The sequence below is a fragment of the Lentzea aerocolonigenes genome, from assembly GCF_000974445.1.
Classification (GTDB): Bacteria; Actinomycetota; Actinomycetes; order Mycobacteriales; family Pseudonocardiaceae; genus Lentzea; species Lentzea aerocolonigenes.
In genome coordinates, this window is the sequence record NZ_BBOJ01000004.1 from 131,705 (window position 1) to 152,792 (window position 21,088).

23 protein-coding genes are annotated in these 21,088 nt (G+C 68.7%); 9 read left to right on the top strand and 14 right to left on the bottom strand.

Going from position 1 to position 21,088, the window contains the following annotated elements; translation table 11 throughout:
- Nucleotides 1–89 precede the first annotated feature (89 nt).
- Complete coding sequence (locus AOM45_RS08910; protein WP_236703250.1) at nucleotides 90–1,214, top strand: cytochrome P450; 1,125 nt, start codon at nucleotides 90–92, stop codon at nucleotides 1,212–1,214.
- A gap of 271 nt (nucleotides 1,215–1,485) precedes the next feature.
- On the opposite strand, the gene AOM45_RS08915 is transcribed toward AOM45_RS08910, so the two are convergent.
- The 3 genes from AOM45_RS08915 to AOM45_RS08925 are packed head-to-tail and all read right to left on the bottom strand — an operon-like array spanning nucleotide 1,486 to nucleotide 4,416.
- The gene (locus tag AOM45_RS08915; RefSeq protein ID WP_156093533.1) at nucleotides 1,486–2,445 is read right to left on the bottom strand and encodes an SdiA-regulated/phytase-like domain-containing protein; all 960 of its coding nucleotides are present in this window, start codon (nucleotides 2,443–2,445) and stop codon (nucleotides 1,486–1,488) included.
- Complete coding sequence (hflX, locus tag AOM45_RS08920; protein WP_030464926.1) at nucleotides 2,442–3,890, bottom strand: GTPase HflX; 1,449 nt, start codon at nucleotides 3,888–3,890, stop codon at nucleotides 2,442–2,444. The genes AOM45_RS08915 and hflX overlap by 4 nt, the downstream gene beginning before the upstream one ends.
- 25 nt (nucleotides 3,891–3,915) lie before the next feature.
- Nucleotides 3,916–4,416, bottom strand: a complete 501-nt coding sequence (locus tag AOM45_RS08925; protein WP_030464927.1) for an ArsR/SmtB family transcription factor — start codon at nucleotides 4,414–4,416, stop codon at nucleotides 3,916–3,918.
- A 54-nt stretch (nucleotides 4,417–4,470) separates the two neighbouring features.
- Here AOM45_RS08925 and AOM45_RS08930 point away from each other — a divergent pair, with 54 nt between their 5' ends.
- Together AOM45_RS08930 and AOM45_RS08935 are read left to right on the top strand one after the other, a co-directional pair.
- On the top strand, nucleotides 4,471–5,712 hold the full coding sequence (locus tag AOM45_RS08930; RefSeq protein WP_030464928.1) for an MFS transporter: 1,242 nt from the start codon (nucleotides 4,471–4,473) through the stop codon (nucleotides 5,710–5,712).
- Complete coding sequence (locus AOM45_RS08935) at nucleotides 5,705–6,586, top strand: SMP-30/gluconolactonase/LRE family protein (protein ID WP_035908835.1); 882 nt, start codon at nucleotides 5,705–5,707, stop codon at nucleotides 6,584–6,586. Before AOM45_RS08930 ends, AOM45_RS08935 begins: the two co-directional genes overlap by 8 nt.
- Before the next feature lie 25 nt (nucleotides 6,587–6,611).
- Here the strand turns inward: AOM45_RS08935 and dapF are convergent, their stop codons facing one another.
- Genes dapF through AOM45_RS53745 form a run of 3 tightly spaced genes read right to left on the bottom strand, consistent with a single transcriptional unit; the run spans nucleotide 6,612 to nucleotide 8,496 of the window.
- Nucleotides 6,612–7,406: a diaminopimelate epimerase gene (gene dapF, locus AOM45_RS08940; RefSeq protein WP_030464930.1), complete on the bottom strand. Its 795-nt coding sequence runs from the start codon at nucleotides 7,404–7,406 to the stop codon at nucleotides 6,612–6,614.
- Entirely contained in the window at nucleotides 7,394–8,302 is a 909-nt protein-coding gene (miaA, locus tag AOM45_RS08945; RefSeq protein ID WP_030464931.1) for a tRNA (adenosine(37)-N6)-dimethylallyltransferase MiaA, read from the bottom strand. The genes dapF and miaA overlap by 13 nt, the downstream gene beginning before the upstream one ends.
- A complete protein-coding gene (locus AOM45_RS53745; RefSeq protein WP_308202546.1) occupies nucleotides 8,299–8,496 on the bottom strand; it encodes a class III extradiol ring-cleavage dioxygenase family protein in 198 nt (65 codons plus the stop codon). The genes miaA and AOM45_RS53745 overlap by 4 nt, the downstream gene beginning before the upstream one ends.
- Nucleotides 8,497–9,149: 653 nt before the next feature.
- Here AOM45_RS53745 and AOM45_RS08955 point away from each other — a divergent pair.
- Entirely contained in the window at nucleotides 9,150–10,508 is a 1,359-nt protein-coding gene (locus tag AOM45_RS08955) for a DUF349 domain-containing protein (RefSeq protein ID WP_030464933.1), read from the top strand.
- A 42-nt stretch (nucleotides 10,509–10,550) separates the two neighbouring features.
- On the opposite strand, the gene AOM45_RS08960 is transcribed toward AOM45_RS08955, so the two are convergent.
- The 3 genes from AOM45_RS08960 to miaB all read right to left on the bottom strand — a co-directional run bounded on the left by AOM45_RS08960 (nucleotide 10,551) and on the right by miaB (nucleotide 13,225).
- Nucleotides 10,551–11,228 carry an RICIN domain-containing protein gene (locus AOM45_RS08960; RefSeq protein WP_030464934.1) on the bottom strand — a complete coding sequence of 226 codons (678 nt, stop codon included), beginning with the start codon at nucleotides 11,226–11,228 and terminating at the stop codon, nucleotides 10,551–10,553.
- 66 nt (nucleotides 11,229–11,294) lie between these two features.
- Entirely contained in the window at nucleotides 11,295–11,762 is a 468-nt protein-coding gene (locus AOM45_RS08965) for an Rv2732c family membrane protein (protein ID WP_030464935.1), read from the bottom strand.
- Nucleotides 11,759–13,225, bottom strand: a complete 1,467-nt coding sequence (gene miaB, locus AOM45_RS08970) for a tRNA (N6-isopentenyl adenosine(37)-C2)-methylthiotransferase MiaB (protein ID WP_030464936.1) — start codon at nucleotides 13,223–13,225, stop codon at nucleotides 11,759–11,761. The genes AOM45_RS08965 and miaB overlap by 4 nt, the downstream gene beginning before the upstream one ends.
- A gap of 81 nt (nucleotides 13,226–13,306) precedes the next feature.
- Here miaB and AOM45_RS08975 point away from each other — a divergent pair, with 81 nt between their 5' ends.
- On the top strand, nucleotides 13,307–14,197 hold the full coding sequence (locus AOM45_RS08975; protein WP_236703251.1) for a TAXI family TRAP transporter solute-binding subunit: 891 nt from the start codon (nucleotides 13,307–13,309) through the stop codon (nucleotides 14,195–14,197).
- Nucleotides 14,198–14,243: 46 nt separating this feature from the next.
- On the opposite strand, the gene AOM45_RS08980 is transcribed toward AOM45_RS08975, so the two are convergent.
- Together AOM45_RS08980 and AOM45_RS08985 are read right to left on the bottom strand one after the other, a co-directional pair.
- Entirely contained in the window at nucleotides 14,244–15,629 is a 1,386-nt protein-coding gene (locus AOM45_RS08980) for a sensor histidine kinase (RefSeq protein ID WP_030464938.1), read from the bottom strand.
- A gap of 57 nt (nucleotides 15,630–15,686) precedes the next feature.
- Nucleotides 15,687–16,361 (bottom strand): response regulator transcription factor, encoded by a 675-nt coding sequence (locus AOM45_RS08985; RefSeq protein WP_030464939.1) that lies wholly within the window; start codon nucleotides 16,359–16,361, stop codon nucleotides 15,687–15,689.
- Between the two features lie 159 nt (nucleotides 16,362–16,520).
- Between AOM45_RS08985 and AOM45_RS08990 the strand changes: the two genes are divergently transcribed.
- The 4 genes from AOM45_RS08990 (at nucleotide 16,521) to AOM45_RS09005 (ending at nucleotide 19,807) form a co-directional block, all read left to right on the top strand.
- Nucleotides 16,521–17,249: an amino acid ABC transporter ATP-binding protein gene (locus tag AOM45_RS08990; RefSeq protein ID WP_174517896.1), complete on the top strand. Its 729-nt coding sequence runs from the start codon at nucleotides 16,521–16,523 to the stop codon at nucleotides 17,247–17,249.
- A 39-nt stretch (nucleotides 17,250–17,288) separates the two neighbouring features.
- Nucleotides 17,289–18,188 carry a glutamate ABC transporter substrate-binding protein gene (locus tag AOM45_RS08995; protein WP_030464941.1) on the top strand — a complete coding sequence of 300 codons (900 nt, stop codon included), beginning with the start codon at nucleotides 17,289–17,291 and terminating at the stop codon, nucleotides 18,186–18,188.
- A 78-nt stretch (nucleotides 18,189–18,266) separates the two neighbouring features.
- Entirely contained in the window at nucleotides 18,267–18,914 is a 648-nt protein-coding gene (locus tag AOM45_RS09000) for an amino acid ABC transporter permease (RefSeq protein WP_030464942.1), read from the top strand.
- A complete protein-coding gene (locus AOM45_RS09005; RefSeq protein WP_030464943.1) occupies nucleotides 18,911–19,807 on the top strand; it encodes an amino acid ABC transporter permease in 897 nt (298 codons plus the stop codon). Before AOM45_RS09000 ends, AOM45_RS09005 begins: the two co-directional genes overlap by 4 nt.
- A gap of 64 nt (nucleotides 19,808–19,871) precedes the next feature.
- Here the strand turns inward: AOM45_RS09005 and AOM45_RS09010 are convergent, their stop codons facing one another.
- Genes AOM45_RS09010 through AOM45_RS09020 form a run of 3 tightly spaced genes read right to left on the bottom strand, consistent with a single transcriptional unit; the run spans nucleotide 19,872 to nucleotide 20,982 of the window.
- Nucleotides 19,872–20,333 carry a hypothetical protein gene (locus AOM45_RS09010; protein WP_059362309.1) on the bottom strand — a complete coding sequence of 154 codons (462 nt, stop codon included), beginning with the start codon at nucleotides 20,331–20,333 and terminating at the stop codon, nucleotides 19,872–19,874.
- Nucleotides 20,318–20,683 (bottom strand): hypothetical protein, encoded by a 366-nt coding sequence (locus AOM45_RS09015; protein WP_156093535.1) that lies wholly within the window; start codon nucleotides 20,681–20,683, stop codon nucleotides 20,318–20,320. Before AOM45_RS09015 ends, AOM45_RS09010 begins: the two co-directional genes overlap by 16 nt.
- 11 nt (nucleotides 20,684–20,694) lie before the next feature.
- The gene (locus tag AOM45_RS09020) at nucleotides 20,695–20,982 is read right to left on the bottom strand and encodes a hypothetical protein (protein ID WP_030464946.1); all 288 of its coding nucleotides are present in this window, start codon (nucleotides 20,980–20,982) and stop codon (nucleotides 20,695–20,697) included.
- Between the last annotated feature and the right edge of the window lie 106 nt (nucleotides 20,983–21,088).

Sequence of the window (21,088 nt, forward strand, 5' to 3'; positions counted from 1 at the left end):
TCAAGCCATTGCAATGAGTCTTTTGACTTCGTCCGCAAACGTTTTAGCTTGCAAGAAGGGGAAACAAGCTCATTGCAAAGGGGGAGGCAATGCCACTCAGCCCGATGACGTTCCCGGACGGCCACGTCGGCTGGCGAGCGCACGACCACGCCACGGTGCGGGCGGTGCTCTCGAACAACGGCTTCAGCATCCGGCCGGATCTGATGCACAACCCGTTCGGCCCGGGCAGCCCCGGCGACGCGCCGCCGTCGCCGCCCGGCGCGTTCACCGACCACGACCCTCCCGACCACACCCGCTACCGCGGCAGGCTGACCGGTCAGTTCACCGTTCGACGGATGCGGCTGCTCGCCGAGCGGCTCGAAGTGATCACGGCCGAGCACCTGGACGGGCTGGCGGCGCAGGGGTCGCCGGCGGATCTGGTGGAGCACTTCGCGGTGCCGGTGCCGGGGCTGATGATCTGCGAGCTGCTGGGTGTGCCGTACGAGCGGCGGGCCGAGTTCCAGCAGGACGCCACGACTCTCACGGGCGGAAGCGGCGCGGAGGCCGGCGAGGCCGAGGCCATGTTCGAGGCGTTCGGGAGGCTTCAGCGGTTCATGCTGGAGATGGTCTCGGCGAAGCGGGCGCGGCCGAGCGACGACGTGCTCAGCGACCTCGTCAACTCCGAGGTCACCGGTTCGGGTGATGCGCTGACCGACGACGAGATGGCGGCCATGGGCATGGCGTTGCTCGGGGGCGGTCTCGACACGACGACGAACATGCTGTCCCTCGGCACGCTCGAACTGCTGCGCGACCCGGCGCGGGTGGAGGCGATGCTCGCGAATCCCGACGCCGCCGTCGAGGAGCTGCTGCGATATATCAGTTTGACGCCCGCGACTGTGCGCACGGCGTTGGAGGACGTCGAGGTCGACGGCGTCGTCGTGCGCAAAGGCGACACCGTGCTCGTCGAGCTCGGCTCCGCAAACCACGACCCGGCGCGCTACGCGGATCCGGACGTCCTCGACCTGGCTCGTGGTACGGCCGGGCACCTGGCGTTCGGCCACGGCGTTCACCAGTGCATCGGTCAGCACCTGGCGCGGATCGAGCTGAAGATCGCCTTCCCGGGCCTCTTCACGCGGTTCCCGAAGCTGCGTCTGGCCGTGCCGGAGGACGAGCTGCCGCGGCGGGCGAGCCTGGTGATCGGCGGGCTCGAACGGATGCCCGTCGCCTGGGACTAGACAGCGGCCCGAGCACCCCGTCGTCCGGTGCCCGAATCTTCGCCCCAGGCAGCACGGTGTACCTGAAGGCCGTGGTGCGAAGCCTTGATGTGGTATCAGCTCGGGTCGGAGAAGGAGATCGTGCGGCGGTCGGGTTGGTGCAAGCACTCCACACGGCGTGACCGGAGCATGGGGTCACGAACGGGCGCTCAACGCGGCACGACGAAGGCGGCGGCGAAGAAGATCGAGGATGCCTTCGCCGCAGCGATCCGTTCACCCGCCTGACACCAGGTCAGGCGCGGCGGCGGAAGCGGAGGCCGATGACGAGGGCGGCGACGAGGACGAGGCCGCCCAGTGTCAGCGCCAGTGGCCAGTTCTGCCAGGACGAGGCCCGGTTCGAGGACTCCTGAGGCGATGCCTGTGGCTGGTCCGCGGCCGGTGGAGGTGTCGTGGTCGTCGGCGCGGGTGGCTGGGCCAGGGCCGCGGCGCCCGCGACCGCGCGGATCGGTGTGCCGACGCCTTCCGAGGCGGAGAGCAGGGTGCCGTCCGGGTCGAAGGCGATGGCTTCGCCCTGGGGTTCGTTCGGCAGCGGGACGCGGACCGGATCGCCGGCCAACGCCTTCACGAGATCGCCGTCCGGGACCGGGAAGAGGTAGGCGTCCGTGTAGGTGCGCAGGGCGATGACGGAGCCGTCGGCCGTGGAGGCGGCGCCGGTCACCAGGCGCGAGTCGAGGGTGCCTTCGAGCGGGCCGCCCGGGGTGTCCGTGGTGGACAGCGTCACACGCGCGACCTGCTCCAACGGCACCGATATATCAGTTTGGAGCGGAGCCGTCGGGCGATATACCAGTGCGGAGCCGATGGGTTCCTTGGTGATGATGTACGGGATACCGGCCTTGTCGATGAGCAAGGCTTCGGCGTCGTGCTTGCCGTCCGGGTAGGTGACGCGGAACCGCTCCACGGCACCCGAAGGCGAGACCTTGTGCAAGGCGACCGTGGAGCGGGACTTGTTGTTGTCGCCGGTGTCGGACGCCCAGAGGGTGCCGTCCGGCGTCATCGCGAGGTCTTCGACGTCGAAGGGGTCGACGGGTGCGGTGATCGTCCGTTTGATGACGCAGTCGCGGCCCATGACCTGGATGCGCAGCGTGCCGTTGTCGCTGTCGCTGACGGCGAAGAACTGCTTGCCGTCGGACGTGAGCCCGGAGAGCTCCTGCATGGCTACCGGGCACACGTCCACCGGTGGAGGCGGGATCAAGCAGGCGTTCCGTTCGTCGCGAACTCCTCGAGCACGCCCGCGAGGTCCGGACGCACGCGGGCGCTGAGCAGCGTGCCCGACTCCGTGTGCTTCTCGGACAGCACCTCGCCGTCGCGGTGCACGCGGGCGACGACCTCGCCGCGCGCGTACGGCACGAGTGCCTCGACCACGACCTCGGGACGTGGCATCAGCTCGGCGATGCGGACCCGCAGCTCCTCGATGCCGAGGCCCGAGTGCGCCGACACGAACGACGCGTCCGGGAACAGGTGCCGCAGCCGGGCCAGGCCCAGGTCGCCCACCGCGTCGATCTTGTTCACGACGAGCAGCTCGCGCGGCATCGGCGTGCCGGTCTCCTCGTTGATCTCGGCGATGACCTCGCGCACGGCGCTGACCTGCTTCTCCGGCATGCCGTCGGAGCCGTCGACCACGTGCACGAGCAGGTCGGACTGGCCGACCTCCTCGAGCGTCGAGCGGAACGCCTCGACCAGCTGGTGCGGCAGGTGCCGGACGAAGCCGACCGTGTCCGTCAGCGTGTACGGCAGGCCCTCCGGCGTCACCGCGCGGCGCGTCGTCGGGTCGAGGGTGGCGAACAGCGCGTCCTCCACCAGGACACCGGCGCCCGTCAGCGCGTTGAGCAGCGAGGACTTGCCCGCGTTCGTGTAGCCCGCGATGGCGACGCTCGGGATCTCGTTCGCCGTGCGGCGGCCCCGCTTGGTCTCGCGGATGACGCCGATCGCGGCGATCTCGCGGCGCAGCTTGGCGATGCGCGCGCGGATCCGGCGGCGGTCGGTCTCGATCTTCGTCTCACCGGGACCGCGCAGACCCACACCGCCGTTGCCGCCGCCGGCACGACCACCGGCCTGCCGCGACAACGTCTCACCCCAGCCGCGCAGGCGCGGCATCAGGTACTGCAGCTGGGCCAGCTCGACCTGCGCCTTGCCCTCCTTGGACCGCGCGTGCTGCGCGAAGATGTCCAGGATGAGCGCGGTGCGGTCGATGACCTTGACCTTGAGCTTCTCCTCCAGCTGACGCAGCTGGCCGGGAGAGAGCTCGCCGTCGCAGATCACGGTGTCGGCGCCGGTCGCCTGCACCACGTCGCGCAGCTCGGCCACCTTGCCGGAACCGATGTACGTCGCGGCGTCCGGTTTGTCGCGCCGCTGCACGACCCCTTCGAGCACCTCGGAACCTGCGGTTTCGGCGAGGCGGGCGAGTTCTGCCATCGAGGCGTCGGAGTCCGCGGCCGTGCCCTCGGTCCACACCCCGACGAGCACGACCCGCTCCAGGCGAAGCTGCCGGTACTCGACCTCGGTGATGTCCTCGAGCTCGGTGGACAACCCCGCGACACGGCGCAATGCGGCGCGTTCGGCGAGTTCGTAGTCACCCGTCGAGAAGTCTTCCTCTTCCCACGCGGCGTCGAACTCTGTGCTCTGGATGTTTTCCGTCATTTGCCCTTCATCGTCCCATGGACCTTCAGTCCCCCGGATACACCGCGAGGTAGATCGCCACACGGGGAACGTCCGGTCTGACCGGTTGCGCGGCCAGCTCATCCATCAACGACGCGAGCCGCTGCTTTAGTTCCTCCGGGTCGACGGTGACGACCAGGCGGCTCTGATCCACGTCCTCGAGCCCGATGTCGGCAACCTCGCCGAGGAAAGCGTGCAGCATCGCCTCACCGACGGCGACTGCATTTTCGCTGTTGTCGAGCTGCCACGACAGCCCTGTCGACCGATAGGGGATCTCTTTCGCACCCCGGTTGCCCGCCCGCGGGGGCATCGCCTCGAGGAACCCGGCGGCGACGAGTTTGCGCACGTGGTGCAGCGTCGTGGCCGGGTCCTTGCCGAGCCGCTGCGCCAGCTCCTTGTTGGTGAGCGGGCGGTCGAACGTCATGCGGATCATCCGCAGCCGCAGGTCGGAGCTCAGAGCTGCGGCTTCCTCTTTCGTCGCGGGACGGCGCTTGCGGGAGAGTGGCACGCGCCCAGTCTAAGTGATTGACAGTTTCCAATCACTCGGGGCAGACTCGCCGGCATGGCGCTTTGGGGGCACCCCGACTTCCGCAGGCTCTGGATGGGCGACACGATCAGCCAGTTCGGCGCGAACGTCGGGATGACGGTCATCCCGCTGCTCGCGGCGGGTGTGCTGAACGCGACACCGCTCGAGATGGGCCTGCTGGCCGCGGCGAGCACGATCGCGTTCCTGTTGATCGGCCTGCCCGCGGGCGTGTGGGTGGACAGGATGCGGCGCAAGCCGTTGATGATCGCGATGGACATCGCCAGGGCCGCGCTGATGGTGAGCGTGCCCGTCGCGTGGTGGTTGGACCTGCTCGACCTGCCGCAGCTGATCGTCGTGAGCCTCGCGGTGGGGGTGTGCACCGTCTTCTTCGACGTCGCCTACCAGTCGTACCTGCCGTCGCTCGTCGGACGCGGCCAGCTCGTCGAGGGCAACTCGAAACTGCAGGCCAGCCTGCAGGTGGCGGAGGCGTCGGGACCCGCCATCGGTGGCTACGCGGCACAGTTCCTCGGCGCGGCCAACGGTGTTCTCGCCACCGGCCTGGGCTACTTGAGCTCGGCGTACTTCCTGTTGCGGATCAAGACCGTGGAGCCGGCACCGGAACTCCACCCCGAGCCCCACCTGCGGCGCGAGATCGCGGAGGGACTGCGGTTCGTCTTCGGCAACCACACCCTGCGCAAGATCGTGGCCTGCACCGGCACGTCGAACTTCTTCCACGGCATCCAGCAGGCCGTGATGGTGCTGTTCCTGCTCAAGACGGTGGGACTGAGCGAGGGAACGGCAGGTCTGGTGCTCAGCGCGGGCGGCATCGGCGGTGTGCTCGGCGCCGCGTTCGCGCACAAGATCGGACTGGTGGTCGGGCAGGCCAGGATGATCTGGCTCATCCCGCTGGTGACCTGGCCTTTCTCCCTGGCGCTGCCGTTCACCTCGAACGGCTTGGGCCTGGTGCTCCCGATGGTCGGGCAGGCGGTGACCGTGTTCGGGGTCGTCGTCTACAACATCGGCCAGGTGAGCTACCGGCAGACGATCTGCCCCGACCACCTGCTGGGCCGGATGAACGCCTCGACCCGCTGGGTGGTCTGGGGCACTATGCCGCTGGGCGCGTTGCTCGGCGGCGGGCTCGGTTCGTGGATCGGGATCGTGCCGACGCTGTGGGTCGCGCTCCTCGGCTCGTTGCTCGGGGTGGTGTGGATTCTGCTCTCACCGTTGCGGACGATGCGTGACCTGCCGGTCGAAGCTAGCGTCGAGGCCCATGGCTGACACGAAGGTCGTTCGCGAAGGTCTCCACTTCGGCGAGGGACCGCGGCGCGGCCCCGACGGTCGCCTCTACTACTCCGACTTCTACGCCGGCGAGGTGCACGCCCTCGACCTCACGACAGGTGCCGACGAGGTCGTCGTCGCCTTCGACGGCCAGCCTTCCGGCCTCGGCTGGCTGCCCGACGGACGCCTGCTCGTCGTGTCGATGCTCGACCGCACGGTGCGCCGCCTCGAAGGTGGTGACCTGGTCGTTCACGCCGATATATCAGCTGTCGCGACCTTCCACGCGAACGACATGCTCGTCGACGCCGAAGGACGCGCGTACGTCGGCAACTTCGGCTTCGACCTGCACGGCCTGATCGACGAGGTCGGCATCCCGCGGCTGCTCGAACCGGACTTCGACCCGCCGGGTGCCGCGCTCGCACTCGTCCAGCCCGACGGCTCCGTCAGCGTCGCGGCCGAGGACCTGAAATTCCCCAACGGCATGGCGCTGCTACCCGACCCGACCGGCCGATCGGAGAGCGGCACCATCTTGGTCGTCGCCGAAACCGTTGCATTCCACCTCACTTCGTTTTCGGTCGACCGCAACGGATCGTTGCAAAACCGCAGGGTGTGGGCCGATGTGAAGGAGTTCGGCATCGCGCCGGACGGCATAGCGGGAGACGGCGACGGCGTGTGGGTGGCGCCCGCGTTGCAGGCGGCGGCGTTCCGGGTGACCGAAGGCGGCAAGATCACGCATCGGGTGGAGACGACGCAGACGTGTTTCGCCGTCGCCGTCGTCGACGACCACCTCGTCTGCCTGACCGCGCCGGACTCGCATCCGAACGTGGTCAAGCCCGAGCGGCTGGGGAAGATCGAGGTGTACGAGCTCAGCTGATATCCGATATATCAGTTGCGCGGCTCTACTGCAGGGCGTCCCACCAGGACTTGTCGAGCTCGCCGCGCGCGACGAGCATGGCGGGTCCGGTGAGCGTGGACGTCGTCGGCTCGATCGTCACGAACACCTGGCCGCCGAGCACGTCGACGGTGGCCGAACCGGTGGTCTTGCCCTGGCCCGCGAGCCAGGACGCGACGGACGCCACGGTGCCGGTGCCGCACGAGCGGGTCTCGCCCACGCCGCGCTCGTAGACGCGCATGCGCAGCGCGTTGTCACCGATGGTGTTGATCAGCTCGACGTTCACGCCGTGCGGGAACATCACCGGGTCGAAACCGGGCGGCACGGTGAGGTCGAAGCTCTCGACCGGGACCTCGGTGACGCACGCCAGGTGCGGGTTGCCGACGTCGACCGCGAAGCCGCCGATGCCCTGGCCGTCGACCGCCGCGATGGACGTGCCGGTGATCCGCGCGGGGCCCATGTCGTTCGTGACGGAGCCGTCCGGGTGCGTGGTGACCGTCTTGTCCCCCGCACGCGTGGCGACGACGAACGAGCCCTGCGGCTGGTGGCCGGCGTCGACGAGGTAGCGGGCGAAGACGCGCAGGCCGTTGCCGCACATCTCGGCGATGGAGCCGTCGGCGTTGCGGTAGTCCATGAACCACTTGCCATCAGCACGCACGACGCGCAGCACGCCGTCGGCGCCCAGGCCGCGCTGCCGGTCGCACAGCGTCTGCACGCGCGCCACCGTCAGGTCCAGCTGGTCATCGAGGTCGGGCAGGACGACGAAGTCGTTCTCCGTGCCGTGCCCCTTCACGAACTCCACGGGACAAGGTTACCGGCGGCCTCGACGAGATCCGGCCTCGCACCGTCCAGCCAGGTGATGCGCTGGTCACGCCGGAACCACGACCGCTGCCGGCGCACGAACCGGCGGGTGGCGCGTTTGGTCTCCTCCGCGGCGAAGTCGATCGTGCACGCTCCGTCCATTGCGGACAGCACCTGCTGGTACCCCAGCGCGCGCGACGCGGTCTTGCCGTCGCGCAGGCCGGCCCGGACCAGGGCGCGCACCTCGCCCTCCAGACCCGAGGCGAACATGACGTCCACGCGCAGGTCGACGCGCGCGTCCAGTTCGGACACCTCGCGGTCCACGCCGATCTGGACGGTGCCGTAGCGCGCGGGACCGGGCTTGGGCAGGTTCGCGGAGAACGGTTGCCCGGTCAGCTCGATGACCTCGAGCGCGCGCACGATGCGGCGGCCGTTGGACGGCAGGATCGCGATCGCCGCGGCCGGGTCGAGCTCCTGCAGGCGCCGGTGCAACGCCTCCGGGCCAACGGAAGCGAGCTCAGCCTCGAAGCGCTCGCGCACCGCGTCGTCGGTACCGGGAAACTTCAGGTCGTCGAGCACGGCCTGGACGTAGAGCCCGGATCCACCGACGAGGATCGGCGGGCGACCGGCGGCGAGCAGGCGTTCGACGACAGCCCGCGTCTCCCGCTGGTAGGCGGCGACCGACGCGGTCTCGGTCACGTCGAGAACGTCGAGCAGGTGGTGCGGCACGCCGCGGCGTTCCTCCACCGTCATCTTCGCCGTGCCGATGTCCATGCCGCGGTAGAGCTGCATGGCGTCGGCGTTGACGACCTCTCCCCCGAACCGTTCGGCGAGCGCGACGGCCAGGTCCGACTTTCCGGTCGCGGTGGGTCCGACAACGGCGATTGGAACTATCACGGGCGCTCCCAGACGGCGACGTGGTAGCCCACGCCGAACGGTGCGAAGAACTCGGCTCCCAGACCGCGCCACGGTCCGGGCACGCCGGCGAGGACCTGCCACGCGGCACGGCCCTGCGCTCCCAGCTCGCGGGCGAGTTCGGGGTCGAGGTCGAGCAGGCCGTCCACATCGGCGGCCGCCAGCAGGTCGTGCACGTGCGAGTCGAAAGGTCCCGAACGCTCGTCGTGGGAACCTGGCGAACGCAAGCCGTGTCGTGTGGATCCGTCACCGAGAACCAACAGGCCGCACTCTTCCGAAGCGAGTCGTTGTCCAAACGAGACACAGTCGGAAGGGGACAGATCGCGCGGGACGAGTTCGACGCGTGACACCTCGACTGCGCAGTGTTCCCGCAGCCACGCGGTGATTAGCACAGGCAACGGAATGCGCGGGTCCGGGACCGAGTCACCGCCGAGTGACACGGGCACATCGACTCCATAACCGAGGAAAGTTCCCGAAAGCGGTGGCACGAAGGTCGCCGGACCGCTGTCGTCCACCGCGACCGCAACCCACGGACCGGGCAGTTTTCCTGCTGCGGCAAGGGTTGCGGCGCGCACGGGCTCGGTTTCGGCGGCGGCTCCCGCGACCAGTTCTGGCACCAGGAGGGGTGGGTGCGGCACCACCGCGGCACGGGTGATCACGACGAACGAGGCTACCTATCGTGGACTCCCAGTACCGAGTCGAGCTCTGACCTGTTTGAATGCGCGCGGGGAACTGGGGACGGGAGACCCTCCAGCGCCCGTATTGCATCGGCCCCGCCAACGGCGGGGCGCCCGTGGCAGGCACGGGCGTCAGATGGGAGGAACCGGCGATGTCGGAGCAGGACAGCACACCGGACGCTGTGACGGAGACCGTCCCAGAAGTGGGCCCGGAAGTGGGCGCAGCCGAGGGTGGGGTCGAGGAAACGCCGAAGGAGACCGTGCAGGCGACGCCTCCGGCCGTCCCCGTGGCGTCGGACCACCCTGACCGCTGGGGGCGCGTTGACGCCGACGGCACCGTGTACGTGAAGACCGAGGACGGCGAGCGCGCCGTCGGGTCGTGGCAGGCCGGCGAGCCGGTCGAGGGCCTCGCGCACTTCGCGCGCCGGTTCGACGACCTGCGCACCGAGGTCGAGCTGCTGGTGACGCGGCTCGCGTCCGGTGCCGGCGACCCGAAGCACGCCCTGACCAGCGCGAAGCACGTCAAGGAGCAGCTCGCCGAGGCCGCCGTCGTCGGTGACCTCAAGGCGCTGGCCGCCCGCGTCGAGCACGTGCTGGAGCGGGCCGAGGCCGGCATGGAGAAGGCGAAGGAGGCCAAGGAGGCCGCCCGCGCCCAGTCCGTGGCGCGCAAGCAGGCGCTGGTCGACGAGGCCGAGTCGATCGCGAACGAGTCGACCCAGTGGAAGGTCGCGGGCGACCGGCTGCGCCAGATCCTCGACGAGTGGAAGACCATCCGCGGCGTCGACCGCAAGACCGACGAGCAGCTGTGGCGCCGGTTCTCGAAGGCCCGTGACGCGTTCAACCGCCGCCGCGGCTCGCACTTCGCGGACCTCGACCGCCAGCGTTCGGTGGCGAAGGCGTCGAAGCAGGCGCTCGTCGAAGAGGCCGAGAAGCTGATCGACTCCGACGACTGGGGCCCCACGGCCGGTCGCTACAAGGAGCTCATGGTCGAGTGGAAGGCCGCCGGGCGTGCGCCCAAGGAGGCCGACGACGCGCTGTGGCAGCGGTTCCGCGCCGCGCAGGACGCGTTCTTCCAGAAGCGCTCCGAGGCGTTCAGCGAGCGCGACGCCGAGTTCTCGGCGAACGCGAAGCTGAAGGAGGAGCTGCTCGCCGAGGCCGAGACGATCGACCCGTCGACCGATCTCGAGTCGGCTCGCCAGCACCTCTACAAGATCCAGGAGCGCTGGGACGCGATCGGCAAGGTGCCGCGCGAGCGCATCCGCGAGCTCGAGGGCAAGCTCCGCGCCATCGAGGAGCGGGTCCGCGGTGCGGTGGACGCCCAGTGGCGTCGTTCCGACCCCGAGGCCGAGGCCCGCGTGGCGCAGTTCCGCGAGCGCGTGGAGCAGTTCGAGGCGCAGGCCGCGAAGGCCCGTGCCGCGGGCGACAAGCGCCGCACCGAGCAGGCCGAGGCTCAGGCCGCGCAGTGGCGCGAGTGGCTCGCCGCCGCTGAGCAGGCGCTGGCCACCCGCTAGTTCTGAACGCTGAAGGGCTCCTCCCCGCGCGGGAGGGGCCCTTCAGCGCGCAATGCGCCACTTCTGGTCGTCACGGCCTGAGCACAGCGACACGATCAGCCAGGTGCCATCGGCGTAGGAGCCGTCGTTGGCCGTGCCCAGGCAACGGCCGGATGCCACGTGTGCGAGCTGTGTGGTGTTCGTGGTCTGCCACAACTGTGCGTCGTTGCTCCACGAGCACGAGTTCGCCTTGATGTGCTCACCGAAGTTCTGCTGGTACACCGGCTCCATGCAGAGGTTCGCGCGCTCGTTCCGGATGCGGAACGAGGTCGGCGACGCGTCCGAGAACTCGCGCACCCAGTACGGCTGGAAGCTGGTGGTGTCGCTCGACGGGTGCCGCTCCCACATCACGACGTCGTTCCAGTCGTTCTGGTAGAAGTCGACGGCCCTCCGGTCGTCACCGGCGGGCACCAGGTAGCCCGGTCCGTCGTTCGCGGGCTTCTGCCGCGTCGACGGCGTCGTGCTCTCGCTCGCGGGCCCCGTGCGCGGTCCCAGATTCATCACGACGACGAGAAGACCCACCACCGCGGCACACACGACCACGGCGATGAGAAGCAGCGTCGGCGGGCGTTTCGGCGTGCCGTACTGGGTGATGGTGACGTCACCGCCGACGTCCCGGAACTGCATGGCCGATCCGGGCACGTCGCCGACGGTGTTCGCGGTCTGATCAGCGTCCGTCATCGCCAGCGCACCTCGACTCGCGTTCACCGTTTGACGGGAAAGGAATCGGGGAGGTGCGCCCGTTCATTACAGCTGGGGCGGACGTGAAGCCGCGATCTTCACCCACTTCACCAGCAGGACGATCACCGCGATCACCGCGATGATCAGGCCGACGCCGGGGCCGGGCCCGATCGCCTTGTTGCTCGTGGTCGTCTGCTGCGTCCAGATCGACAGCACGCCCGTCACCGAGCCCGCGAACAGGCCCAGGGCGCAGACCCACGCGAGACCCCAGCGCCGCACCGCGAGCGTGAGGCCGGACCCGAGTACGCCGATGCCGAGCGCGAAGAACGAGAACAGCCTCGGCACGAAGCTCGCCGACTCGCCGAGCACCACGCTCAGGCCCGTGTCGTCACCGACCCACGGCAGCACCAGCGACACCAGCAACGCCAGCACGGCGATGGAGATCGTGAGAGCGCCGGTACCGGGGTCGATGCGCTTGGCCGCCTGCTGTTCCACCGCGTCGATCTCCTTGCGCAGGTACTCCTCCTCGCTCACTGGGCCGAGCACCCCGACACGGCGGGCAGCGGCGCGGGCGCGCCGAACGACGGCAGACCGAGGCCCACGCCCGCGGTCTTGGGCTTGATCCCCGCCTCCGACCGGTCACCGGCCTTGGTGCGGCGCCACGACAGCGGTTCGCCGTCCGCGACGAGGTAGTGCGGGGCCGCGTACGTCACGACCGTCTCGACGACGTCACCGGGACGCGGAACGGTCGCACCCGGCGTGAAGTGCACGAGGCGTCCGTCGCGCGCGCGGCCGCTCATGCGGTGCGTCTCCGCGTCACGCTTGCCCTCACCGGTCGCCACGAGGACCTCGACGGTGCGGCCGACCTGCTCGATGTTCAGCGAGTGCGTCATCTCGTTCTGCAACGCCACGAGCCGGTCGAAGCGCTCCTGGACGACGGCCTTGGGCAGCTGGTCCGGCAGGTCCGCGGCGGGCGTGCCGGGACGCTTCGAGTACTGGAACGTGAACGCCGACGAGAACCTGGCCTGGCGCACCACGTCGAGCGTGCCCTGGAAGTCCTCCTCGGTCTCGCCCGGGAAGCCCACGATGATGTCCGTGGTGATCGCGGCGTCCGGCATGGCGGCGCGGACCTTGTCGATGATGCCCAGGTACTTCTCCGTGCGGTACGACCGGCGCATCGCCTTGAGCAGGCGGTCCGAACCGGACTGCAGCGGCATGTGCAGCTGGTGGCACACGTTCGGCGTCTCGGCCATGGCCGCGATGACGTCGTCGGTGAAGTCCTTGGGGTGCGGCGAGGTGAACCGCACGCGCTCGAGGCCGTCGATCTCACCGCAGGCGCGCAGCAGCTTGCCGAACGCGAACCTGTCGCCGAACTCGACGCCGTAGGAGTTGACGTTCTGCCCCAGCAGCGTCACCTCCAGCACACCCTCGTCCACGAGCGTCTGCACCTCGGCGAGCACGTCGCCGGGGCGGCGGTCCTTCTCCTTGCCGCGCAGGGACGGCACGATGCAGAACGTGCAGGTGTTGTTGCAGCCCACCGAGATCGACACCCAGCCCGAGTAGGCGGAGTCGCGGGAGGCCGGCAGCGACGACGGGAACGTCTCCAGCGCGTCGAGGATCTCGACCTGCGCCTCCGAGTTGTGCCGGGCGCGTTCGAGCAGCACCGGCAGCGAGCCGATGTTGTGCGTGCCGAACACGACGTCCACCCAGGGTGCGCGCCGGACGATCTCGCCGCGGTCCTTCTGCGCGAGGCAGCCGCCGACCGCGATCTGCATGCCGGGCTTCGCCGCCTTCTGCGGGGCGAGGTGGCCGAGCGTGCCGTAGAGCTTGTTGTCGGCGTTCTCGCGGACCGCGCAGGTGTTGAAGACGACGACGTCGGCCTGCTCGTCCTCGGCGGCCCGCGCGTAGCCAGCGTCCTCCAGTAGACCGGCGAGCCGCTCGGAGTCGTGCACGTTCATCTGACAACCGAACGTGCGGATCTGGTAACTGCGGGTCACTGCAACCAACCTTTCGTCGGGTGCAAGCGTAGAACGCCCCCGTGGCACGATGCGCAGGTGCTGGGACGAGTGCATGCCGCCGTGAGCCTGTTGACCGCCGCAACGGTCCTGACGGGCTGCGGCAGCACGGTCGAGGACGTCAAGATCACGATGGCGACCGGCAGCGAGGGCGGCGTCTACTACTCGCTCGGCAAGGGCCTCGCGGACATCTGGAGCGGCCGGCTCGGCATAGCGCGGCCCCAGGTCGTCCAGACGGCCGGATCCAAGGACAACGTCACCCGGCTGGTCAACAACCAAGCCCAGGTGGGGTTCTCGCAGGCGGACGCGGTAGCAGACGTCGCAGGCTCCACGCGGTTGCGCGCGCTGGCCCGCATGCACGACGACTACCTGCAGGTCATCGTCCGCGCCGACCTGCCGGTGAAGAAGCTCGGCGACCTGTCGGGACTGCGCGTGTCGATCGGCGCGAAGGAGTCCGGCGTCGAGATCATCGCCAACAAGCTGCTGCGGTCGGAGAACGTCACGCCGCAGGCGCTGAACCTCGGCCTCGACGACTCCGCCCAGGCGATGCAGGAAGGCAAGCTCGACGCGTTCTTCTGGTCCGGCGGCCTGCCGACGAAGAGGATCACCGACCTGACCAAGGGCCTCGGCGTGCGGATGCTCGACCTGAAGGACGAGCTGCCGAAATTCCGTCAGCAGTATCCCGTGTACGGTTCCGCGACCCTGCCGGCCTCGACGTACAACGTGCAGTCCGGGCCGGTCATCACGCTCGTCACCCGCAACTTCCTGCTCGTCACCGAGGCGATGCCGGACGACGTCGCCGAGGCGCTCGTGCGGCAGCTGTTCGAAGGCCAGCCCGACCTGGTGAAGGCCCACTCGGCGGCGCGGACGATAGAGCAGCGGTCGGCGATCGAGACGTCACCGGTACCGCTGCACAACGGCGCGATGCGCTACTACCGCGAAAGCAAGGTCTGATTTTCGGGGTCTGATTCTTCGGGTCTGATATATCGGATATCGGATATCACACGGCCGGCAGCTCGACCACGACCTTGAGCCCGCCGTCCTCGGGCGACTCGAGGCGCACGGCCCCGTCGACCCGTTCGACCACGAGCCGCACGATCGAGAGCCCGAGCCCGGAGCCCGGCACGTTCTGGTGGGCCGGACTGCGCCAGAACCGGTCGGTGGCGCGTTCGAGCTCCTCCGGCTGCAGCCCAGGCCCGTGGTCGGCGACCGAGAGCCGGACGACGCCGTCTGACTTGCGCACGTCGACCACGATCAGCGTGCCCTCCGGGGTGAACTTCAGCGCGTTGTCGAGCAGCGCGTCGAGAACCGTCTCGACCCCGCGCGGCGGTGCGAGCGCCATGCCGACGCGTTGCCCGTCGAGCACGAGGTGCACCTCCTTGGCCGCCGCGGCCGCCTGCCACGCCGACAGCCGCGCCGCCACGGACTTGTCGACGTCGACCGGCACCGGGTCGACCGAGCTCGACTCGGCGCGCGCCATGGCGAGCAGCTCGTCGAGAATCCGGTTCAGCCGGTCGGTCTCGCTCAACGCCTCGACCTGGTGCACCTCGGCCTCGGCGTCGACGTGACCCTCCAGATTGGACAGACGGAGTTTCAACGCGGTCAACGGGTTCCGCAGCTGGTGCGAGGCATCCGCGACGAACGCCCGTTGCGCGGCAAGCACATCGCTCATGCTGGCGGCCATCTGGTCGAACGACCGCGAGAGCTGCCGCAGTTCCGGCGGCCCGCTCTCCGCGCCCACCGGCGGCACCGGCCGTCCGGACACCACGGCCGCCAGCAGCTTGCCCGTCGCGTCGTCCAGCGCCTGCACCGGACGCAGCGTCCAGCGCACGACCGGCAACGCCAGCAGCACCGCGAGCGCCAGCACCAGCAGGCTCGCCGCGAGCAGCAGGCCCCACCAGGCGAGTACCTCGAACCGGGTCTTGGACGTCGGCGAGAACGTGATCACCGCGCCGCGCACCTCGCCGTCGACGAGGACCGGTTCGGCGAGCACCACCTGCGTGTCGCTCCACGGCATGAACAACGGCGGCGCGACCGGCAGCCGGCCCGCGAGCGCCTTGCTGACGAGGTCCTGCACGGCGCTGTCGCCGAGCGCGAGGTTGTTGCGGGACGCCACGACCGGGACCGTCGGCGCGTCGCGGGTCACCACGGCCACGCCGATGTCGTAGAGCTCGTCGTAGCGTTCCAGCTCAGGCCGCAGCAGGTGCGGCCGATCATCGATCAACGGCCGCTGCGCGAGCGAGGCGAACCGGCTGGTGTCGGTGAGCCGGTCCAGGAACATCTCCTGCTGCTCCGCGGCCGCCACGCCGCGGCCCAGCGGCACGCCCAGACCCACCAGGACGAGCACGATGAGGGCGAGTACCACGCCCAGCAGTCGGGACCTCACGACCCGTCACCCCGCCCCTTCGCGACACGCCGGTGAGCAAAGATCACCCATTCGTGATCACACCTGCCCCAGCCGGTACCCGACACCGCGTACGGTCTCCAGCAACGCCGGCCTGCCGAGCTTCGTGCGCAGCGTGGCGACGTGCACGTCGAGCGTGCGGTTGGCGCCGGACCACGTGCGTCCCCACACCTCGGCCAGGATCCGCTCGCGCGTGCACACCGCGCCGCCCGCGGCCATGACCAGCGCGAGGACCTGGAACTCCTTGCGGGAGAGGGCGACCGATTCACCCGCCACGGTGACTTCGTGGCGCCCCAGGTCGACCCGCACGTCGCCGGTCTCGAACACCTCCGTCGACACCGCGCCCACACCGACCGGGTCCGCACCGCGACGGCGCCGGACGGCGTGCACGCGCGCGACCAGTTCGCCCACGTCATAGGGCTTGACCAGGTAGTCGTCGGCCCCCGCGTGCAGGCCGAGGATGCGGTCGTCGATCTCCCCTCGCGCCGACACCACGATGATCGCGACGTCGGACGCGGCCCTGATGGCACGGCACAGCGTCACGCCGTCCATGTCGGGCAGGCCGAGGTCCAGCAACACCACGTCGACGCCCGTGAGGCGGTCGAGCGTGCCGCGGCCGGTGGCCTGCCTGTCGACGTGGAAACCCCGTCTGGTCAGGGCGGGGACCAATGCCTCGGCGACCCTGTCGTCGTCCTCGACGAGCAGCACGCGCACTTTCGCTACCTCCCGGGCAACCGATGTCTGCCTGTGACAGAGTTGAGACCCTAAGTCTTGCTCAATGTCCTGGACTGGTGTGGTGGCGGACACCTAGGTTTCCGCCAACGCCGACGACCCCAAATGGAGGACTGGATGACTGCCGCCTCTACCCCGCCGATGATTCGTGTGGCGGGTGTGGACAAGTTCTTCGGCCCGTTGCACGTGCTCAAGAACGTGCAGCTGGAAGTGCCGAAGGGGCAGGTCGTGGTCGTGCTGGGGCCGTCGGGTTCCGGTAAGTCGACCCTGTGCCGGACCATCAACCGACTCGAGCCGATTGATTCCGGAGTCATCGAGGTCGACGGGCAGCCGCTTCCGGCGGAAGGAAAGGAACTGGCACGCCTGCGCGCCGATGTCGGCATGGTGTTCCAGTCCTTCAACCTTTTCGCGCACAAAACCATCGTCGAGAACGTGATGCTCGCTCCGACGAAGGTGCGCAAGACGCCGGCCGCCGAGGCCCGCAAGACCGCGATGGAACTGCTGGAGCGCGTCGGGATCGCCAACCAGGCGGACAAGTTCCCCGCTCAGCTCTCGGGTGGGCAGCAGCAGCGTGCGGCGATCGCCCGCGCGCTCGCGATGAAGCCCAAGGTGATGCTGTTCGACGAGCCCACGTCCGCGCTCGACCCGGAGATGGTCCAGGAGGTCCTGGACGTCATGACGGGCCTCGCGAAGGACGGCATGACGATGCTGGTCGTCACGCACGAGATGGGCTTCGCCCGCAAGGCCGCGGACCGGGTGATCTTCATGTCCGACGGCGAGGTCGTCGAGGATTCCACCCCGGAAGAGTTCTTCTCGGCCCCGAAGTCCAACCGCGCGAAGGACTTCCTTGGCAAGATCCTGACTCACTAGTAGTCAGCCCACTTTCGAACGAATGGCAGGAGAAGGACGATGAGGGTTCGCACCCTTGCGGCGGTGCTGCTGGCGGGTGGTCTCGCCCTGACCGCTTGTGGCAAGGAAGGCACCGGCACCACCGACACTGGGGCGCCCGCCGGCGTCTTCGAGGTGGCCAAGGACGTCAAGGTCGACGGCTCGCCGACGTTCGAGAAGATCAAGTCGCGCGGCACCCTGACCATCGGTGTCAAGGAGGACCAGCCCGGTCTGGGCTTCAAGGACCCGACGACCAACAAGTACACCGGCTTCGACATCGACATGGCGAAGCTGATCGCGGCGCAGCTCGGTTTCGACCCCGAAACCAAGATCACCTTCAAGACGATCCAGTCCGCGGCCCGCGAGCAGGCGATCATCAACGGTGACGTCGACTACTACGTCGGCACGTACTCCATCACCGCCGCCCGCAAGGAGAAGGTGTCCTTCGCCGGCCCGTACTACGTCGCGGGCCAGGACCTGCTGGTGAAGAAGGACAACTCCGACATCACCGGTCCGGACAGCATCAAGAGCAAGAAGGTCTGCTCCGTGACGGGCTCCACGCCCGCCAAGCAGCTGCGCGAGAAGAAGCTCGTCGAGCCCGACTCGAACGTGGTCGAGCTGCAGAGCTACTCCCTGTGCGTGACGAAGCTGCTCGACGGTGAGGTCGACGCGGTCAGCACCGACGACGCGATCCTGAAGGGCTACGCGGCCGCCGAGCCGGAGAAGCTGAAGGTCGTCGGCAAGACCTTCTCCACGGAGAAGTACGGCATCGGCCTGCCGAAGGACGACAAGGCCCTGCGCGACAAGGTCAACGAGATCCTCGAGAAGTCGCTGTCCGACGGCAAGTGGGACCAGATCTACAAGAACACGCTGGGCAAGTCGGGTTCGGAAGGCAAGCACCCGACCCTCGAGAAGTACTGACGTTCCTTTGTGGCCGGTGGACTCGCACGGCGGGTCCACCGGCCGTTCCATTGACGACGGACGACGGCAAGGAATTCGATGGGCGTCCTCACCCGTAACCTCGACCTGTTCGTGAACCACTTCGCGAACACGCTCAAGCTGTTCGCGGTCTCCGGGATCGCGTCGCTGCTGCTGGGCATCTTCCTCGCGATGCTGCGCGTCAGCCCGGTTCCCGTGTTCCGCGGGGTCGGCACGCTGTACGTGACGGTCGTGCGCAACACGCCGCTCACGCTGGTCTTCGTGTTCTTCGTGTTCGCGTACCCCTACCTGGAGATCATCAAGTTCGAGTTCTTCACCGCCGCCGTCGTGGCGCTGACGCTCTACACGTCGGCGTTCGTCTGCGAGGTGGTCCGCTCGGGCATCAACACCGTGCCGATCGGTCAGGCCGAGGCGTCGCGGGCTCTGGGCCTGACGTTCACCCAGATGCTCGGCAGCATCGTGCTGCCGCAGGCACTGCGGTCCGTCGTCCCGCCCATGGTGAGCACGTTCATCGCTCTGCTGAAGAACACCACCGTCGCGGCGGGCTTCTCGGTCCGGGAAGCGGGCGCCATCCGCGACGCGCTGTCCGAGCTCGGTGAGGACACCCTGACCGGCATGCTGTGGGTCGCCGCCATCTTCGTCCTGCTGGTCATGCCGCTGACCTACCTGCAGCGGGTTCTCGAGAAGCGCTGGAGCGTGGCCCGATGAGCAGCACCGTCCTGTTCGACGTTCCCGGTCCGCGGGCCAGGATCCGGTACCGCGCGTACGCGGTCGTGGGTGTGGTCGCGATCGCCGCGCTCCTCGCGTACGTGGTGTGGCGCTTCGTCGACACCGGCCAGTTCGAGGGCCGCAAGTGGAGCTGGTTCGAGTACAAGCAGATCCAGATCTCCCTGGTCGAGGCGCTCGGCCGCACGCTGAGCGCGTTCGCGGTCGGCGCGGTGCTGGCGTTGCTGTTCGGTGCCGTGTTCGCGGCGGCACGGCTGTCGGACCACAAGTGGGTCAGCACCCCGGCGGCGGTGGTCGTGGAGCTGTTCCGCGCGATCCCGCTCGTCATCATGATGTTCTTCTTCTACTACGGCCTGCCGTCGACGGGCATCAAGCTCACGGCGTTCACGTCGGTCGTGCTCAGCCTGATGCTGTACAACGGCTCGGTGCTCGCCGAGGTGTTCCGCGCGGGCATCAACTCGTTGCCCAAGGGGCAGAGCGAGGCCGCGTACGCGCTGGGCATGCGCAAGACGCAGGTGATGGTGCTCGTGCTGCTGCCGCAGGCGTTGCGGGCGATGCTGCCGACCATCATCAGCCAGCTCGTCGTGCTGCTGAAGGACACCGCGCTCGGCTTCCTCATCACGTTCGAGGAGCTGCTGTACTGGGGCCGCCAGATCGGTGGTCAGCTGCAGTTCGGCCGTCCGCTCATCCCGACGATGATCGTGGTGGCGTCTATCTACATCGGACTGTGCCTGCTCCTCACGTGGTTCGCGAACTACCTGGAGAAGCGCAACCGCCGCAACAAGAAGGTCATCCACCTCGACGAGGACAAGGCCAAGCAGATCCAGCTCGGCGAAGCCTCGACCGCGGCTCCCGCCGGTGGTGCCGCTCTCTGAGAACGGCTTGAGGGAACGGGGCGTGTCCACATCGGACACGCCCCGTTCCTGTTTCCCCGGTTTTTCACTGCCACCGCACAGACTCGCAGTTGGACGTGACGTAGTCGGCGGCCTGCGAGCCGTCACCCGCCTTGGCCTTCTCCGCCGTCTCGCGGGCGTAGCGCTGTCCGTCCGGGTCCTCCGGCGAGAACGCCGGCAGGACTTCGTCCATCACCTTCAGCGCCTGGGAGACCGCCGCCTGGTCGCCGCGTTTCCGCGCGTCCTCCCAGCCGAGGTACCAGGCGCACGCGTTGGTCATCTCCAGGACGATCCGTTCGCTGCCTGCCGGTGCCCTGTCCGGTCCCGGCCCCGACTTCTCCGCGAGCACGGCAAGGTCCGGTTTGCGGCCCTCGGGCCACGTGTACCTGGCGAAGCCGTCCCGCATGGCCTGGGTGTACTGCTGCTGGTCCACTACCGCGGGTGCGGCTGGTTGCGGCGCCGCGCATCCGGCCACCAGGACCACCGCAGCGATCAGGTACCGCTCCACCACAGCGTTCCTCCGACGGTGCCTTCGGTGTAGGGGCTGTTCGAGGCGAGGCAGAACTTGGTGCCCTTCTTGAAGTTCGTGCCGACGTGCTTGCGCTCCTCCTCCATTCGCACGAACGCACCGCGCGTGTCGCGGTCGCCGCACTTGTACCAGGCGAGCTGCATGACGCCGCCCAGAGCGACCCTGGCGTCGATGTTCGAGCCCGCGACGGTGATCGTGCGCGCGGTCGTGAACCAGGTGATCTGGTTGTGCTTGAACGGCACCGTGATCGTGGTCGACGCCGCTTGGGCAGGCAGCGCGGACACCATCGCGAAGCCCACGGCGAGAAGACCTGCAAGAGCACGTTTCATCGGAAATCCCCTCACGAGTAGACGTTCCAGTCGACGACGCCGCACCAGACGTCCTCGCTCCCCGTCCCGCCGACGACGTCCAGACAGAACGTCGTGCCGGCGCGGAAGTTCGAGCCGATGCGCCGTCGTGCGCTGTCCCCCGCCGGGAACAGGACGGGGCTGCCCGACACCCGGTGGTCGTCGTCGCGGAACCAGCGGATCTCCAGGTCCACCGGACTGGAGGTGATCCGCAGGTAGATGTCCGAGCCGTCGGCGGTGATCGTGCGGACGGCGAGCAGGTCTGCCGATGCGGTTCGCATGGCGCGGAACGTATCGACGCCGCGGGATCCGGGTCGTCTGACGAAGAGTGGATCTCCCGTCAACTTTCGCGGTACGCTCGGAGTTGGGGAATCTGGGGATTTACGG

Excerpts from the sequence above, each read along its gene's own strand:
- AOM45_RS08910 (WP_236703250.1), top strand. The coding sequence starts at position 90 with ATGCCACTCAGCCCGATGACGTTCCCGGACGGCCACGTCGGCTGGCGA.
- hflX (WP_030464926.1), bottom strand. The coding sequence starts at position 3,890 with ATGACGGAAAACATCCAGAGCACAGAGTTCGACGCCGCGTGGGAAGAG.
- AOM45_RS08930 (WP_030464928.1), top strand. The coding sequence starts at position 4,471 with ATGGCGCTTTGGGGGCACCCCGACTTCCGCAGGCTCTGGATGGGCGAC.
- AOM45_RS08935 (WP_035908835.1), top strand. The coding sequence starts at position 5,705 with ATGGCTGACACGAAGGTCGTTCGCGAAGGTCTCCACTTCGGCGAGGGA.
- AOM45_RS08955 (WP_030464933.1), top strand. The coding sequence starts at position 9,150 with ATGTCGGAGCAGGACAGCACACCGGACGCTGTGACGGAGACCGTCCCA.
- AOM45_RS08960 (WP_030464934.1), bottom strand. The coding sequence starts at position 11,228 with ATGACGGACGCTGATCAGACCGCGAACACCGTCGGCGACGTGCCCGGA.
- AOM45_RS08990 (WP_174517896.1), top strand. The coding sequence starts at position 16,521 with ATGATTCGTGTGGCGGGTGTGGACAAGTTCTTCGGCCCGTTGCACGTG.
- AOM45_RS08995 (WP_030464941.1), top strand. The coding sequence starts at position 17,289 with ATGAGGGTTCGCACCCTTGCGGCGGTGCTGCTGGCGGGTGGTCTCGCC.
- AOM45_RS09000 (WP_030464942.1), top strand. The coding sequence starts at position 18,267 with ATGGGCGTCCTCACCCGTAACCTCGACCTGTTCGTGAACCACTTCGCG.
- AOM45_RS09005 (WP_030464943.1), top strand. The coding sequence starts at position 18,911 with ATGAGCAGCACCGTCCTGTTCGACGTTCCCGGTCCGCGGGCCAGGATC.
- AOM45_RS09015 (WP_156093535.1), bottom strand. The coding sequence starts at position 20,683 with ATGAAACGTGCTCTTGCAGGTCTTCTCGCCGTGGGCTTCGCGATGGTG.
- AOM45_RS09020 (WP_030464946.1), bottom strand. The coding sequence starts at position 20,982 with ATGCGAACCGCATCGGCAGACCTGCTCGCCGTCCGCACGATCACCGCC.